This is a genomic window from Ascidiimonas meishanensis, assembly GCF_037782385.1.
Lineage (GTDB): Bacteria > Bacteroidota > Bacteroidia > Flavobacteriales > Flavobacteriaceae > Ascidiimonas > Ascidiimonas meishanensis.
The window spans coordinates 16,603-34,133 of sequence record NZ_JBBEXD010000005.1; the positions used below are offsets into that span (position 1 = coordinate 16,603).

The following is a 17,531-nucleotide window of genomic DNA, read 5'->3' on the forward strand; positions in this document are numbered from 1 at the left end:
TAAATTTTTTCTGATGCGTGCCAATTCTTCATCTTTGTCTGAAATAACAGAATCTTTATCTTTAAGCTTTTCTTCAAGTTCTGCTAAGACTTCTTGATCTTCTTCGTCCAGCATAACGCGATCTTCGGTAAGGTTGGGTTGAAAAGAATAAGCAAAAGTAATTTCATGAGTAGGCCCTAAATTTTCGGTCTGACTGTTAAGTCCTTTTTCAATGGTATAACCTAAAGAAAGTCTTTTAGTAAGATTAAAACCAATACCTGCAGATGCGCCATAATAATCGTCATATCCACCTTGAATCCACCCTAATTTGGGTAAATCTGCAATAATGCTTCCAGACAAGTTTACATCACGTTCCCCTTGTTTACGCACTCTTGATAAGAATGACAGTTTCCCATCAGTAAGTATCCCGGTGGGTTTTTTGAATTTGCGGGTGTACATTAAATGACCGCTGAAGGTTTTTTCAGAAAAGGAGGTTAAAGATTCACTTGTTCTCAAATTATAATCTACTAGGTTTTCTGCATATACACCAAAGTCAAAACTCCCAAAAGAGAGATTAAAACCAGGTTGAAATGACAGGAAAGAGCCATTATTGAGTCCAAGAAGTACAGGATCTACCTCGCCAGAGATAATTTGATCACTATCTAGGCCACTGCTAAAATAAGATAGGTTAAAACCAAAGGTAAGGTTCATCTTTTCATTAAGACGAACACCGTAAGCGTAGTTGGCCAAAATACCAAAATTACTAATGACGCCTAATTTTTGCTGGTAAAGACCTAATCCAAAACCGGTACGGTCACCAATACGGCCTGAATAACTTGCGAAATAAATCTCAGGGGAGTCTTCAAATTGAACCCATTGATTTCTATGGTAAAGATTTACGTAAGAGTTGTCTTCTCTTACGCTAGAAAAGGTAGGATTAATTAAAAACCTGTTAAATTTTAAAAGGTTTTGTGAGGGTACCTCAAATGAGATAAATGGTTCTTCTTCCTGACCTTTCATACTTAACGCCGAAAGGACCACCATAAGAAATACTGCTATTTTTTGTTTCATCACGCTAGCGTATTAAGGTTATAGTTCCTTGTTTAAGAATTTCTTTCCCACGCACAATTTTGTAATAGAATACGGGTTTGTTAGCAGGATATGATAGGTTCGATTCGGGCCAATTGTTTTGGTATGCTACCGCGCGATAAACGCGTTCTCCAGTAGGACCATAGATAAATATTTCAACATCTTGTTTGAATGCGTAACTATTTGGAATTACCCATTGATCATTAATTCCATCGGAATTAGGGCTAATTACATTAGGCACCACAAAACTGTCTTGAAAGACAACAGTAAATAGTTTGGTAATTTCACAGTCGCCTACAAAAGCACGCAGTATATATTGTCCTTCTTCTTGAAGAACAACGGTATCTGTGTTGGAAATCTCAACACTTTGCTCATTAAACCATCTGTAACTATCTGCACCAGATGCAGTGACGGTTCTTGAAAATCCTTCTACAATCACAATTCTTTCGTCTGCATTTACAGTAACTATAGACTCTTCAAAAGGGTTAATAACTATTTCGTTACTTCTTACGGCACATCCAAAAGCGGAAACTTCTAGTAGATAGTTCCCTGTTAAATTAGTGGATAAAATAGGGGTAGTTTCACCTACCAGTAATTGATTATTTAAATACCATGCGTATGTATATTCTGTGTCTGTCACATCAGAAATTATAGTAATATTAGATGCACCGCTACAGGAAATAGTTCCGTCGCTGGTGATGTTAGGACTTATATTGGGTTGTAAATTTATTTGAACAGCATTGGAAGTAGGGTTAAAAGCATCAAGAGTTGCTTCCAGTATGTAATTTCCGTTAAGGCTTGCGTTTGCAATGCTAAGGGTATTATTGGTTTCACCAGCGATTAATTGACCGTCTTTAAACCATTGGTAAGAAAAACGATTCATCATTTGTGCGCGTACATTAACAGTGTTGTTGTCACTGGTAACGGCTTGTATATCGGAAATGCTAATGCTTGCAGTAGAATTAGAACAATCTGCATAAGGAGCATCTGCTGCAATAAAAATATTAATATTTTGAGGTAAGGCTACGGTAATGGAATTGGACTCCATAGAAGCCGTACAACCTCCAGAACCGGGTACAACGGTAGCATAGTATAATCCAGAAGATGTAATGTTTAGGCTATTGGAAGTCTCCCCACTAATGGGATTACCATCTTTAAACCATTGATAGGATGGTGACGGCGCTGAAGTAGTAACAGTAAGGCTTACAGTATCACCTGGTAAAAGTAAAACGGTGTTTGGACTGCTAATAGATACGTTCATGTTGGGGGCCGAAACATTCACGGGATCTGAAGATTTTGAGCAGCCTCCGGGATTTTCAATTTCAACCCTGTAAATTCCTTCTGGGTCTGTGGTACTTAATGTAAATCTTGGTTCATAGCCAGGGGTATTAGCAAGTGTTCCATCTTTATACCATCTATAAATATAATCGGTTTCGTCAATATTTGCTTCTAGTTCAAATGAGTTTCCCGGGCATACTTCAACGTTGGTGGGGCCATTGATTGAAACAGTTCCTAAATCGTCTACTATAATTTCAACTTGATTAGAACTGGTTCCACTGGAGCAAAAATCTCCATAGTCAATTTCTGCATAATAGAACCCTATTCCTGTAACTTGTAAGGTAGCGCTATTTTCTCCTGGTAAGGGAGTAATATTACCATTTCTATACCATCTGTAAGAAGGTTCATCAGGAAAGTTTAGCACACGTAAGGTAAAAGGTTCACCATCACAAACAAAAAATTGTCCAAAAAGTGCATTTCCATCTTGATCTCCTAATTGAAGACTTTGCCTAACGTTCATGTAATAGGCTGGAAAAGAATCCGATTCTGGACTTGTTCTCGCTGGGCTGGTGCTGCGAACACGAACTTTATAATTATCTCCTCGGGTATTAGTTGGAAATGAGAAATTGAAATCAAATTGGAATGTAGTATTTTTATCTGAGTAGGACACGAGTTGAGTTGGAGCAGAAAAGTTTCCATTACCATCTGATAATTCAAGAATAAAAACATTATCGGAATTTACTAATGGAACGGTCCATTCAAATTCTACATTATAAGTGTTGAAAGTGCTGGATGCACAAGGTGCAGAGAATAGCGACACTGGTTTTTGCAAGTTTTGCGACTGTGAAGGGCAAACAACAAATATAACCAATGCGCATAGCATGATAATTACAATATGAAAGCGATTGCGCTTTTTCATATATTAAGTAGGTTAATAAAATTTAGATTTGGGCATCTAAAACAACAAATTTAAAATGATTTACTTTAAAATACTAGATCAAATACACAAAACCTCGTTTAATTGTCAACATCTGCGTAAAAAACAAATCATTTTTCTCAACACACCTCTTTTTTTATTAACAATTTTTATTTATCCGTTGGCATACAAACAGTTATATTGTTAATATCCTTGTGGTGTTGCAGATAATTAACGGTACTAAAATATAAATATTGTATGACATATTCGTTTTTTTCTTTACTTATTAACAATTGTTAATAACATATTAAAGCTTAAATTACCTATTCTAAGCGCTTTAGGGTACATTCTTTTATGTATTTTTGCCGTTCATTAGTTTTAAAGGATATGTCAGAAGAAGGAAAATCATTGAATTTTATAGAGCAAATTATAGAGGAAGATCTAGAAAAAGGTTTTTCAAAAAGTGAATTGAAGTTTAGATTTCCTCCAGAACCTAATGGATATCTGCATGTGGGTCACGCAAGTTCCATTTGTTTGAATTTCGGATTAGGTTTGCGTTATAATGCACCGGTTAATCTCCGTTTTGATGATACTAATCCGGAGAAAGAAGAGAAGGAATTTGTTGACGCTATTAAAGAGGATGTAAAATGGTTAGGTTTTGAATGGGATCAAGAGTGTTATGCATCTGATTATTTTCAACAACTTTATGATTGGGCTGTACTTTTAATTAAACAGGACAAAGCTTATATTGATAGTCAGTCCTCGGAAGCAATTGCAAACCAGAAGGGAACCCCTACTAAGGAAGGTGTTGACAGTCCTTTTAGGAATAGGCCAGTAGTCGAGAGTTTAAATATACTAGACGGTATGCGAAAGGGTGAATATGAAGAGGGAACCCATGTTTTAAGAGCGAAAATTGATATGACTTCTTCCAATATGTTGATGCGAGATCCGGTAATGTACAGAGTGTTACATAAATCACATCACAGAACTGGTACCGATTGGTATATTTATCCAATGTATGATTGGGCACATGGAGAAAGTGATTATATTGAGCAGGTGAGTCACTCCTTATGTACCTTGGAGTTTTTGCCGCACAGAGAGCTTTATGACTGGTTTCTGGATCAGTTATATGAAAATGGCGAAAAAATAAGACCTAAACAAAGGGAATTTGCACGCCGTAATTTAAGTCATACGGTGGTAAGCAAGCGAAAGTTATTACGCTTGGTTGAAGACAAAGTGGTAGACTCTTGGGACGACCCAAGAATGCCAACAATTTCAGGAATGCGACGCAGAGGGTATACTCCTGCGGCAATTCGTAATTTTGCTGATACTATTGGAATTGCAAAGAGAGAAAACCTAATAGATGTTTCATTATTGGAGTTTTGTGTACGTGAAGATTTGAATAAATTATCACCTCGTGTAATGGGAGTATTGAATCCGTTAAAGGTGGTAATAACAAACTATCTGGAAGGTGAAGAAGAATGGTTAGACGCAGAGAATAATCCGGAAGATGATGTAATGACGTATAGAAAAGTTCCTTTTAGTAGGGAGCTTTATATAGAAAAAGAAGATTTTAGGGAGGAAGCAAATCGAAAGTTTTTCCGTTTAAAACTTGGAGGTGAGGTTAGACTTAAGAATGCCTATATTATTAAGGCAGAAAAGGCTATCAAGGATTCTGCTGGAAATATCATTGAAGTTCATTGTACCTATGATGTAGCTAGCAAAAGCGGAAGTGGTTCTGAAGCAAGTAAGCGAAAGGTTAAGGGAACACTACATTGGGTATCTGCAAAGCACGCATTGAAAGCAGAGATTCGAGTCTATGATAGGTTATTTACGCATCATGCACCGGATTCGGATAAGGAGGTTGATTTTATGACCTATGTTAATCCAAATTCTCTTGAAGTTATAACAGGCTATTTGGAGCCAAGTTTAAAAACGGCAAAGGAAGGTGATACAGTTCAATTTCAACGGATTGGATATTTTAATGTAGACAGGGATACCACTGAAGAAAAGTTAGTTTTTAATAAAACAGTAGGGCTCAGAGATACTTGGGCAAAATTGGAACAGAAGTAGGATTTATTTATATCATAATAGTAAACAGGTATGGCCCTAGGTGATACCTGTTTTTTTATCGTATTTTGTAATTATAGGGATTTCTTATTTAAAAAGTGATTATTATAGATAAACCGAATTAAAAATGCATCGTTTTAAGATGATTTGAGAAAGGACATATGTATAAATGACCCCAAGGATATCCATAAAAATAAACTATGTAATATGTTGTTATAATGATGTTTGGAGCATCTAGTCTAAAGAGATAAATTAAATGTGAGAATTTTATTTATTAATTTGTAGAATGGTGGTATAAAGAATAGGCATAAAAAACCCCGCCAGAGATGACAGGGTCTTTCATGATAAGGAATTATAGTTGTTATTCTTCTTTCTTTGGATTTTGTTTTTTCATAGCTTCTCCTATCACATTACTTGCAGTAAAGGAAGCTACCATATTATTCAACATATCACTTCCCGCTTGTGGTGAGTTTGGGAGTAAAATGAGGTTTGTATTGGTTTCTTCTCCTATAGATTGCAATGTATCGTAATGTTGGGTTACAACTATAAGTGCGGAGGCTTCTTGAGAATTAATTCCTACTTTATTGAGTACTTCCACAGATTCTTCTAATCCTCTCGCTATTTCACGACGTTGGTCTGCAATTCCTTGCCCCTGCAAACGCTTGCTTTCGGCTTCTGCCTTTGCTTTCTCTACAATAAGTATTCTCGCGGCATCTCCTTCAAACTGAGCTGCTATTTTCTCACGTTCAGAAGCATTAATACGATTCATCGCATTTTTAACTTGTTGATCAGGGTCTATATCGGTTACCAGTGTTTTAATAATATCGTATCCGTATTCCAGCATGGCGTCTTGTAATTCTGCTTTTACTGCTATCGCGATGTCATCTTTTTTGACAAATACATCATCAAGTTTCATTTTAGGTACTTCTGCTCTTACTACATCAAAGACATAGCTAGTAATTTGGTCATGAGGGTATTCAAGTTTGTAAAAAGCTTCATATACCTTGGTCTTAATTACAACATATTGTACGGAAATTTTGAGTTTAACAAAAACATCGTCTAATGTCTTTGTTTCAACAATAACATCTAATTGTTGAATTTTTAAACTAAGTTTTCCAGCAATCCTATCTACAAGAGGTATTTTAAATTGCAATCCTGAGTTCCTTATACTTTGAAATTTTCCAAATCGCTCAATCGCAACAGCGGTTTGTTGTTTAACAATAAAAAAGGCCCCAAAGAGAATAATGAGTCCAAAAAATAATAAAATGGGTAAATAAATAAAGTCTGGCATAGTTGATGTTTTATTGATTAATAAGTTTACAAAAGTGTCTGTTTATATGGCAGCTATATATTGGTATTAATTGCTTAAATTTTGTTACAGTTTCTGGATTGCTTTATTAATTCTCGAAATAGTTTCTTCTTTTCCGATAAGTGTTATAATCTCAAAAACATCGGGTCCTTGAAGTGATCCTACTAGGCTTAAGCGTAAAGGCATTATTATTTTTCCAAAGCCTATTTCTTTAGAGGTGATCCAGGATTTTACCGTATTGGTAAGTGATAATAGAGAAAAGTCATTTAAGTTATCTATTATACTTAGGAGTTCAGTCATTAATTCTGCCGTATCAGATTTCCATGCTTTTTTAGTAGCTTTTTCATCAAACGAGTTGGGTGCTTCAAAGAAAAAATGTCCGAGTTCCCAGAATTCATGTACAAAGGTTGCTCTTTCTTTTATTAAAGAAATTGCCTTTTCAATAAAGTCGGAATCAGGGAGTGGTTTGCTGAGTTTTTCTTGCAGAAGGGAGGTGAATAAAGTACGAAGTTCTAAAGTTTCTTTCTTTTGGAGGTATTGATGATTGTACCATTTAATTTTGTCAGGGTCAAAGCGAGCTCCGGATTTTTGGACTTTAGTTAGATCAAAGTTTTTAATTAACGCTTCAAGAGAAAATAGTTCTTGCTCGGTTCCTGGATTCCAACCTAAAAAAGCAAGAAAATTAACAACCGCTTCTGGAAAGTAGCCTGATTCTTTATAACCACTTGAGACATCTTTAGAGGCAGGGTCTGTCCATTGTATGGGAAATACAGGAAAGCCCAGTTTATCCCCGTCACGTTTGCTTAGTTTTCCTTTACCTGTGGGTTTTAGAATTAGAGGCAGGTGTGCAAATTGGGGAGGGTTCCAATTAAATGCTTTGTATAATAAAACATGAAGTGGCAAAGAGGGTAACCACTCTTCACCTCTTATAACATGAGTAATATCCATAAGATAATCATCCACAATATTAGCCAAATGGTAGGTAGGCATCCCGTCACTTTTAAAAAGAATTTTATCGTCAAGCGTATTTGTGTCTATTTGGATGTCTCCCCGAATGAGATCGGTAAGTTTTAAAGTTTCGTCAACAGGTGTTTTGAACCTGATAACATGAGGAATTCCCTTAGCAAGCTTCTCCTGTACAACATCGGCTTTTAAACTTAAAGAATTGTCAAGTTTAAGTCTGTTGTGCCAATTGTAAATAAAGGTTTTACCTTCCATCTCATGCGCTTTACGGTGAGCCTCTAGGGATTCTGGCGAATCAAATGCTAGGTAAGCCCATCCACTTTCAACGAGTTGATCTACATATTGCTTGTAGAGATGTTTACGTTCACTTTGTCTGTAAGGACCAACTTTACCTTCTTTATGAGGACCTTCATCATACAGAATTCCACACCATTCTAGTGCATCAATAATATATTGTTCAGCGCCTTCAACATAACGATTTTGATCTGTATCTTCTATTCTAAGTAAAAATTCTCCTTGGTGTTGTTTTGCGAATAGATAGTTAAATAGAGCTGTTCTTACACCTCCAATATGTAGAGGTCCGGTGGGACTTGGAGCAAATCGTACGCGTATTTTAGTATTCATTAAAAAGGGTTCTTTGTATGTAATCAACTTAATTATTCTTCAAAGATACATGATTTAGGTAGGAGAAGAGAGGCTAATGAGCCTCTTTCATTTCTTGGGGAATTCTTTTATTCATAATGAAAAACCATAAAGGAGGAATAAGGGATAAAACCATGGAAGTTGGATAGCCAAATGGCATCTGTGGACTTATATCATGATAATCTAGGATTTGATATTTTTTAGCAGATTTATAATGATGATCACTATGTCTCGTTAATTCATACAGAATAATTCTACCCATAATATGATTGGAATTCCATGAATGAATTTCACGTACACGTTCATAGCGCCCGGAAGGCAATTTTTTTCTTAGCAGGCCGTAATGCTCTATATAATTAATGGTTTCAAGTAAAGTAAATCCTACGATAGCAAAAGACACTACGAACAGTACAGCAAAGCCACCAAAAAATGTGTAAATTGATAAAAGATATAGGAACTGTAATACGCTATACCAGAGCATATCGTTCTGGAGCGAAATAAAGGGTAAATGATTTCTTTTGAGAAGGTTTTGTTGAATTAGCCATGCATTGAAATATTGTTTGAAAACAGAGGTGAACCAAAAGGAGTAAACGGTTTGATTGAATTTGGCTGTAGCAGGATCTTCATTGGTGGCAGCATTGAGATGATGCCCATAATTATGTTCTATGTAAAAATGCATATAGAGTGAAGGAAGCAGCAATATTTTGGCCAGTGCACGCTCAACTTTCGTTTTTCTATGTCCGAGCTCATGAGCCACATTAATTCCATTAGATCCCAGGACAATACCTGTTGTAAATATGAGACCAATTAACTCATATAAATGTAGGTTTTGAGTAATAATAATGTAGAGAGAATAGGTAAGAATTCCGTATACAATGGGTATATTTAGGTATAACAGCCAATCAAAGATTTTATTTTTTAATTTTGCAAGGCGTTCGTCTGGACTAAGGTTATTTGGGTTGGTAGGTAATAGGAGTTCCATGAAAGGAATTATGATAAAAACAAATACAGGCGTTAGAAATGTATAGACTCCTTCTAATGAAATACCAATAAAGGCTACAGTAGGAATGCTATAGGCAGTTAAATACTTGAGATTCGTCATAACCTACAATTTTAACATCATCTTATCAAAGTTAAGGAAATGTGGGAACAAATAAAATTGTACATTTAAAAGTTAATCCTTGACATAGTGGAAAATAACCTGCATCACATTAAAAGTAAGCTTCATAGTTTTATAAGAAGATATCACATAAATGAGCTAATAAAAGGCTTTATGATATTCTTGACAATTGGAGTCTTATATTTCATCTCAATAGTTTTGTTGGAAAATTTTTTGTGGTTTGATACGGATATAAGGACGGTTATTTTTTGGGTAACTGTGGCTATAGAAGCCTCTTTATTTGTAAAGTTTATTCTTTTTCCTGCATTGCAGCTATTTCGGCTTAGAAAAGGATTGTCTGAAAAAGAAGCCTCCATTGTATTAGGAACACATTTTAAGGATATTGACGATAGACTCTTGAACATCATTCAATTGTCTGAAAGTAAAGATAGTTCCGAATTACTGCAAGCTAGTATAGAACAAAAATCTGAACATTTAATTCCAATACCTTTTGGTAAGGCTGTAGATTATCGAAAAGGATTGAAGTACGCCATATATACGCTTATACCAATGGTATTGCTAATTATTTTTTGGGTTAGTGGTAGAATTAATTGGTTTTCTCAAGGATACGAAAGGGTAGTTAATTATAATATAGCGTATGAGCCTCCAGCCCCATTTTATTTTAGAGTATTGAATGATTCATTAACGGCTATTGAAAATCAAGAATTTAGTATAGAGGTCACAACCATAGGTGATGTGTTGCCAGATCAAGTTGTATTAGTGGGAGATGGTTATGAGTATATTATGCAATCAATAGGCATTGGCGTTTGGGAATATCACATGCAAAGCCCATTGGTTTTGTCTGGAGGCTTTAGGTTTAAATCGGGGGAAGTAGTTTCACCTCTACAAAATATTGAGGTGTTAAAAGCGCCTAGATTGATTTCATTAAGTATGATCATGGATTACCCTGATTATACTGGAAGAGCAGATGAAGTAATTAAAAATAATGGAAATGCGGAGGCACCGGAGGGCACTAAGGTGCGCTGGGTGGCTACCACAAAGAATGCCGCTTTGGTAGAACTTTCAGACAGAGATACAGTGTATAGATTAGATAAGAGCGAGACTGATTTTATACTGTCTAAAAGACTATATAAAAGTTGGCAGTATGAGTTAATCACTGGTAGTGAGGAGTTACCCAATTACGAAAGGTTACAGTATGAAATTCGGATTTTGAAGGATAGATATCCAAAAATTAATGTAGAGGTGCTTAAAGATTCTTCCAAAACGAATAATAATTATATAAGTGTCAGATATTCAGATGATTATGGTGTTTCGGAGTTGAATTTGGTCTATTATGATAGTAATTTTCCAAGTGTAAAGAAAACAGAGTCTTTGGCAAAGAATCGTTCAGGTTATCAAGATGAAATTTTTCAGTTTCCAGGACAGAGAAAATTAAAAGAAGGTACAAATTATCAATACTATATAGAGGTAAAAGATAATGATGGGATTAATGGAGCTAAAGCCGCCAAGAGTGAAGTTTTTTCGCTGTATATCTTGAATGAAAATAATAGATTGGAGGAAAATTTAGAGCAGCAAAAGAAAGCATTAAATCAGCTGAGTAATGGATTGCAGAAAATGAATGATGGAATCAAAGAGATCAAATCATTAGCTCAGGAACAAAAGCAAAAGTCTTTTAATAATTTCAATGATAAGCGAAAACTGCAACAAACCTTGAGGCGTCAAAGTGCGCAACAACAAATGATGAAAAAGTTTAATAAGGAATTGGAAAATAGTCTTGAAAAGTTGAATCAAGATAAAGAAGAGACTTCTTATGAGAAAATGTTAAAAGAACGTTTGGAAAGACATCAAAAACAGTTGGAGAAGAATGAAAGGTTGATGGAGGAGTTAGAAAAGTTGGCTGAAAAAATGAGTAAAGAAGAATTGTCAAAAAAGTTAGACGAACTTTCTAAGCAACAGCAAAACAGTGAAAGGAGTCTTGAACAAGTATTGGAGTTGACAAAGCGTTATTATGTAACAGCAAAATCGGATAAAATTCAGAAAGAGCTAGAGAGGGTAAGTGAGAAACAGGATAGTCTTTCAAAGCTGAATAAGGGCAAGGACGAGATAGATGCCCAAAAGAAATTAAATGAAAGTTTTGACAATATTAAAAAGGGATTGGAAGCACTAGAAAAGGAGAATGAAGGTTTAAAAAAACCCATGGAGCTTGGATTGGATAAACAGTTGGAGGACGGTATAAAAATGGATCAAAAGCAGGCCAAGGATGAATTGGATAAGGAGGCTATGGAAAATGAAGAGCAGACAAAAGGAAAGCAGTCTGCAGCTAATAAAGCCCAGAAGAAAGCTGGAGCAAAGATGAAGAAGCTTAAGGAAAAAATGAAGGAATCAATGCAATCACAAGGTTCTGAGGGGATGCAGGAGGATGCAAATATGCTTAGACAGATTTTGGATAATTTGGTCTTGTTTAGTTTTGATCAAGAGGCCTTAATAAATGAGATATCTGTGGAAACAGAAACGGGTGCAGCATTTGCCCGTAGGCTCAGGGAGCAGAATGAGTTAAGAACCTTGTTTAAGCATGTGGACGATAGTCTTTTTGCACTTTCTTTACGTCGTCCAGAGATTTCTGATGTAATAAATAAGGAGATAACAGAGGTATATTTTAATGTGGATAAAGCGTTAGATAGGTTATCTCAGAATCAGATCTATCAGGGGGTGGCTAGTCAACAATATGTATTAACTGCAGCCAATAATTTAGCAGATTTTTTGAGTAATGTTTTAGATAATATGCAAGATAGTATGGGTAGTGGTTCAGGTAAATCATCTGAAGGCTTTCAACTACCAGATATCATACAATCACAACAGCAGCTTTCCAAGCAAATGAAAGAAGGTAAGGAAAAGAGTAACCAAGGTAAGCCTTCGGAAGGGAAGGAAGGGCAAGGAGAGAATGGTGAGGAGAATCAAAGTTCTAAAGGTGGTAAAAATAAGGGTAAGGAAGGTAAGGAGGGTTCAAGACCAGGAGATGGTATTTCAGAAGAGATGAGTGAAGAGTTGTTTGAAATGTACAAACAACAACAACAGATAAGAGAAGCATTAGAGAATCAGCTTAAAGACAAAGAAGGTAGTGGCATAGGTGCAAATGGAAAAATGTTAATAAGGCAGATGGAACGAATTGAACAGGAATTATTAGAAAGAGGTGTTACGAACCGGGTTTTACAACAAATGAATAATTTGGAGCATCAGTTATTAAAATTAGAAAATGCCATTAGACAGCAAGGTGAGAAAAAGGAGAGGGAAAGTACCAGTAGTAACATAAGTTATCAAAATCCTGTCAACGAAATTACTCCTAAGATTAAGCAATACTTTGATCAATTAGAGATATTAAATAGACAAGTATTACCTTTGCGCCAAATTTACAAAGGAAAGGTCAATGAGTATTTCGGAGGAAGAAATTAGTTTTCAGTACGAAACGGATTTTAATCTTGGTGATGAATCTAGCTATCGGAAATGGGTAATTGATATTATCACCTCTGAAAAAAAGCAGGGTGGGGTACTCACCTTTATATACTGCGGAGACAAATATTTGCATGAAATTAATATGCAATATCTAAATCACGACACTTATACAGATATTATAACCTTCGATTATTCTGAGGGACAATTAATCTCCGGTGATATATTCATCTCCATTGAACGGGTTAAGGATAATGCAAAAACCTATGAAGAATCGTTTGATGAAGAACTAAAGAGGGTAATGGCACATGGCTTGCTACATCTTATGGGATACAAGGATAAAAAGGATCAGGACAGGTTTGTGATGAGGTCTAAAGAATCAGAGAAAATAAGTATGTTCCACGTGGAACGGTAAATGGTATTCATGTTCCACGTGGAACAGAAATTGTGTTTTATGTTTGATAAAGAGTATGATGTAATAGTGGTTGGGGCAGGTCATGCAGGTTCAGAGGCTGCCGCCGCTGCAGCAAATATGGGTTCTAAGACACTGTTAATTACAATGAATTTGCAGAATATAGCCCAGATGTCTTGCAACCCTGCAATGGGAGGAATTGCCAAGGGACAAATAATACGTGAAATAGATGCATTGGGAGGCTATAGTGGGTTGATTACAGACATGTCTGCAATTCAGTTTAAAATGCTTAACAAGTCTAAAGGACCCGCTATGTGGAGTCCGAGGGCTCAAAGTGACAGAATGCGATTTGCAGAAGAATGGAGGCTAATGTTAGAACGTACGCCCAACTTGGATTTTTATCAAGAAATGGTTTCTGGGCTTTTAATAGATAATGATAAAATTACTGGCGTTAGAACGTCACTGGGGATAGATGTAAGGGCAAAAGCTGTGGTGTTAACTAATGGTACTTTTTTAAATGGTCTTATACATATAGGAGATAAACAATTTGGTGGAGGTAGAGCAGGTGAAAAGGCGTCTACGGGAATTACAGAAAATCTATTGGAATTTGGTTTTGAATCGGGTCGAATGAAAACGGGAACACCGCCACGAGTAGATGGACGATCTTTAGATTATGCTAAAATGAAGGTGGAACCAGGTGATGAGAGCCCAGAAAAATTCTCTTACTCTAAGAAAACAAGTCCTCTTGCGGAACAAAGAGATTGTCATATGACGTATACCAGCGCTTTGGTTCATGATTTGTTGAGAGAAGGCTTTGATAGATCACCAATGTTCAATGGTAGAATAAAAAGTATAGGCCCAAGATATTGTCCTTCTATTGAAGACAAAATAAATAGATTTGCAGATAAAGATCGACATCAAATTTTTGTAGAACCAGAAGGTTGGAATACGGTGGAGGTCTATGTAAATGGCTTTTCGACTTCATTGCCTGAGGATGTCCAGTTTAAAGCATTACGTTCTGTAGTAGGTTTTGAGAAGGTGAAGTTTTTTAGACCAGGATATGCTATAGAGTATGATTATTTTCCGCCCACACAGTTAAAGCATACATTGGAAACGAAACCGATAAGCGGTCTTTATTTTGCGGGACAAATAAATGGCACTACGGGTTATGAGGAGGCGGCATCACAAGGTTTGATGGCAGGTATCAATGCAAGTCTTAAAATACAAGAAAAGGAGCCTTTTATACTTAAAAGAAACGAAGCTTATATAGGCGTTCTTATAGATGATTTAATCACCAAGGGAACAGAAGAACCATATAGAATGTTTACTTCAAGAGCAGAGTACAGAACATTGTTGAGGCAAGATAATGCAGATATAAGACTTACTCCTTTAGGATATGAAATAGGGCTTGCAAAAGAAGATAGGTTGAGGGCTATGGAAAAAAAGCGAACGGAGTCTCAAGCGTTTATCCGTTTCTTTAAAGAAACAAGCATAAGACCAGAAGAAGCAAATCCAATTTTAGAGGGCATCAATTCTTCACCAATGAAACAGGCAGATAAAATGTATAAGGTTTTTTCAAGACCCAATGTAACCATGGAGAAGTTATTAACCGTTACTTCTGTAAATGAATATGTAAATGATAACGCATTAAATAAAGAAGTGCTGGAGCATTCTGAAATAGAAATAAAATACGCAGGTTATATAGAGAAAGAAAAGTTGAATGCAGATAAATTAAACAGATTAGAAGACATAAAAATCCCAGCTAGTTTTAATTACGATAAACTAAAATCATTGTCTTTTGAAGCAAGGGAGAAACTAAAAAATATACGTCCAGTTACGTTATCTCAAGCATCAAGAATAAGCGGAGTTTCACCAAGCGATATTAGTGTAATGCTTGTTTATATGGGGCGTTAATAAGTTGGTATTTGAAAACCAAAAACACGTTTGGATTATCGGTTCGCATTTAATTAGTTATTAGAAACCATTATGAGTTTTCAAGGGGACGTTTTTTCTTTTGAAACCAAGAGGTCTAATATAATGAGTACAGGTGCTTTTACAGGCAGTATGGCATGTATTAAAACATAACATAAACCTATTACCTGAAATGAATTGTTCCACGTGAAACATGTAAACCTGGTTTGGTTTTTGATATATCTGTTGAAACTTATAACCATTCAAATGAAAAAAATCACATTTCTGGCTGCATTTATGTTAATCATCTCATCTTGTGTTACTATTAAAAAGGCTCCAGCAATTGATGATTATCGGGTAATGAAAGGAAAGGAATTTCAAAAGAAAAATTTTACGAGTCAAACGGCATTTATTTTTCAGAATGATCTAAAAATGATAGATTTTAGAAGTTTTCTTGCAGAAAAATATGATTTACATTCCTTCAAAAGTACCATGCGAATTCCAGTAGTATTTGAGGATATCTCTTTTGAGTTATTTGTTTTCACCCCTGAAAAGAAAGAACAAAAAATTAATTTTATCAACGCAATTATTTCTAAAAACGCAGATGATATTTCTGTTGATGAGTCTACTTATGATTATGTTGCCATTAGTGTTTCAAGAATAGATGATGCAGATTGTCTGTCTGAAACATCAATTTATCATAAATTAGTACTTCGATATCTTGAAGATTTAAAAGACACGTATTTTGAGCTCTAAAGTAAAGTAAAAAGCTTCTATTCATGAAATGTAAAGATCACAGTGTTTCTGGTGAAGAATTTGAACTCGTTTATGATGCCGTATTCGATATGCTAAAAACAGATCCAGTTCCAGATAACCTGGAGGCATATTATAACAGCGAAGCTTACATTTCTCACACCGATGGTAAAAGAACACTTTTTGAAAAAGTGTATCAATGGGTAAAAAATTATACGCTTGCAAACAAGCTTAGTTATCTAGAAAAACACCATCATTCAAAAGGTAGGTTATTAGATATAGGAGCTGGAACTGGAGATTTTCTGGTAGAGGCAAAAACCTCAGGATGGGAGGTAAGCGGAATAGAGCCTAATGAAGATGCCAGAGCAAGGGCTGAGAATAAAGGAATACAATTGAATCCAGACCTAGATGATTTGATTGAAAATAAATTTCATGCCATTACTATGTGGCATGTATTGGAACATATTCAGGATTTAGATAAACAAATAGAAAGTCTTAGGAAAGTATTGGTGAGTAATGGAACCTTGTTTGTAGCCGTGCCAAATTTTAAATCTTATGATGCGTTGCATTACAAACAATATTGGGCGGCCTATGATGTTCCAAGGCACCTTTGGCATTTTTCGCAAACATCAATTCAAAAGATTTTTGAAAAACATGAAATGAAAGTGGTTGAAATAATTCCCATGAAATTCGATGCCTATTACGTAAGCCTACTTTCAGAAAAATATAAAACTGGTAAAATGAATGTGATGAAAGCTTTTTTTACTGGATTTGTTTCTAATTGGAAAGGAAATAAGACAAAACAATATTCTTCACTTATTTATGTCATTAAAAACACCTAAAAATCCATTTTAAAGCGATTTAAGGCACTTTCACTGCCGGACAAACATAATTCCATCGCTGCAATCAAAAACACGCCATAAGAGATTACAAAATGATTCGGTTTCTATAAGATAAAATTATGTATGCTTATCTTAATATCAATTTTTACTATTAAGGCTCAGTTAATTTTTTTTAGTCTAGTAATATGATTCACTTTATTATTTTTGCAGCAATTAATTATAGAAATAATGAAAAGAATAGTAATGGGAATTTTTGCTGCCGGACTCTTGGTAGCATGTCAGCAAGACAAAATAGCTTTTATTGATAATTCTAAAGTGATTAATGAATACAAGGAGAAAAAAGCTTTAGAAGAAAAATTTAAGAAAAAGGCAGAACGTTTTGATAAGAAAACAGACAGTATATCTAAGGCCTTTCAAATAGAAGCACAGGCCTTTGATGCAGCAGCAGCTAAGATGAGTCAGAAAGATGCACAAACTAAATATAATGAGCTACTTCAAAAGCGACAGTTTTTTCAGCAGCAATTGCAAATAGAAGAACAACAATTGCAATCAGAAGGTCAGAAAGAAATGGATTCGGTAGTAAAGAAAGTAAAGGAATTCGTTAAAGACTTTGGAAAAAAGAACAAGTACACATATATTCTGGGAGCAAATGAAGCAGGAAGTGTTCTATACGGCACAGATGACAAGGATATTACAGAAGAAGTGTTAAAGGCGCTTAATGAGGCTTCAAACTAATAGAAGATAGCGTCTTAGCTATAATTTAGCACTGTATTAAAATACATAATCAAATATATTTAACT

11 protein-coding genes and 1 pseudogene are annotated in these 17,531 nt (G+C 35.4%); 7 read left to right on the plus strand and 5 right to left on the minus strand.

Going from position 1 to position 17,531, the window contains the following annotated elements; translation table 11 throughout:
- Positions 1 to 153: 153 nt before the first annotated feature.
- Positions 154 to 1,050 (minus strand): annotated as a pseudogene (locus WBG07_RS19470) (PorP/SprF family type IX secretion system membrane protein); the annotation flags it as partial.
- Positions 1,051 to 1,054: 4 nt separating this feature from the next.
- Entirely contained in the window at positions 1,055 to 3,265 is a 2,211-nt protein-coding gene (locus WBG07_RS10330) for an Ig-like domain-containing protein (protein ID WP_340200979.1), read from the minus strand.
- Positions 3,266 to 3,649: 384 nt separating this feature from the next.
- On the opposite strand from WBG07_RS10330, the gene WBG07_RS10335 reads away from it, so the two are divergent.
- Complete coding sequence (locus tag WBG07_RS10335) at positions 3,650 to 5,335, plus strand: glutamine--tRNA ligase/YqeY domain fusion protein (RefSeq protein WP_340200980.1); 1,686 nt, start codon at positions 3,650 to 3,652, stop codon at positions 5,333 to 5,335.
- Between the two features lie 358 nt (positions 5,336 to 5,693).
- Here the strand turns inward: WBG07_RS10335 and WBG07_RS10340 are convergent, their stop codons facing one another.
- From WBG07_RS10340 to WBG07_RS10350, 3 genes are all read right to left on the minus strand, one after another.
- A complete protein-coding gene (locus WBG07_RS10340) occupies positions 5,694 to 6,623 on the minus strand; it encodes an SPFH domain-containing protein (RefSeq protein ID WP_340200982.1) in 930 nt (309 codons plus the stop codon).
- A gap of 84 nt (positions 6,624 to 6,707) precedes the next feature.
- Positions 6,708 to 8,228, minus strand: coding sequence for a glutamate--tRNA ligase (gltX, locus tag WBG07_RS10345; RefSeq protein WP_340200983.1), 1,521 nt, complete (start codon positions 8,226 to 8,228; stop codon positions 6,708 to 6,710).
- A gap of 73 nt (positions 8,229 to 8,301) precedes the next feature.
- On the minus strand, positions 8,302 to 9,348 hold the full coding sequence (locus WBG07_RS10350; RefSeq protein ID WP_340200984.1) for an alkane 1-monooxygenase: 1,047 nt from the start codon (positions 9,346 to 9,348) through the stop codon (positions 8,302 to 8,304).
- A 171-nt stretch (positions 9,349 to 9,519) separates the two neighbouring features.
- Here WBG07_RS10350 and WBG07_RS10355 point away from each other — a divergent pair, with 171 nt between their 5' ends.
- The 6 genes from WBG07_RS10355 to WBG07_RS10380 all read left to right on the plus strand — a co-directional run bounded on the left by WBG07_RS10355 (position 9,520) and on the right by WBG07_RS10380 (position 17,466).
- Positions 9,520 to 12,816, plus strand: coding sequence for a DUF4175 family protein (locus WBG07_RS10355; RefSeq protein WP_340200985.1), 3,297 nt, complete (start codon positions 9,520 to 9,522; stop codon positions 12,814 to 12,816).
- Positions 12,791 to 13,228, plus strand: a complete 438-nt coding sequence (gene ybeY / locus WBG07_RS10360; RefSeq protein ID WP_340200987.1) for an rRNA maturation RNase YbeY — start codon at positions 12,791 to 12,793, stop codon at positions 13,226 to 13,228. The genes WBG07_RS10355 and ybeY overlap by 26 nt, the downstream gene beginning before the upstream one ends.
- Before the next feature lie 39 nt (positions 13,229 to 13,267).
- Complete coding sequence (gene mnmG / locus WBG07_RS10365) at positions 13,268 to 15,139, plus strand: tRNA uridine-5-carboxymethylaminomethyl(34) synthesis enzyme MnmG (protein WP_340200988.1); 1,872 nt, start codon at positions 13,268 to 13,270, stop codon at positions 15,137 to 15,139.
- Positions 15,140 to 15,403: 264 nt separating this feature from the next.
- On the plus strand, positions 15,404 to 15,892 hold the full coding sequence (locus tag WBG07_RS10370) for a hypothetical protein (protein WP_340200990.1): 489 nt from the start codon (positions 15,404 to 15,406) through the stop codon (positions 15,890 to 15,892).
- Between the two features lie 23 nt (positions 15,893 to 15,915).
- On the plus strand, positions 15,916 to 16,731 hold the full coding sequence (locus tag WBG07_RS10375) for a class I SAM-dependent methyltransferase (protein WP_340200992.1): 816 nt from the start codon (positions 15,916 to 15,918) through the stop codon (positions 16,729 to 16,731).
- A 228-nt stretch (positions 16,732 to 16,959) separates the two neighbouring features.
- The gene (locus WBG07_RS10380) at positions 16,960 to 17,466 is read left to right on the plus strand and encodes an OmpH/Skp family outer membrane protein (RefSeq protein WP_340200994.1); all 507 of its coding nucleotides are present in this window, start codon (positions 16,960 to 16,962) and stop codon (positions 17,464 to 17,466) included.
- Positions 17,467 to 17,531: the final 65 nt, after the last annotated feature.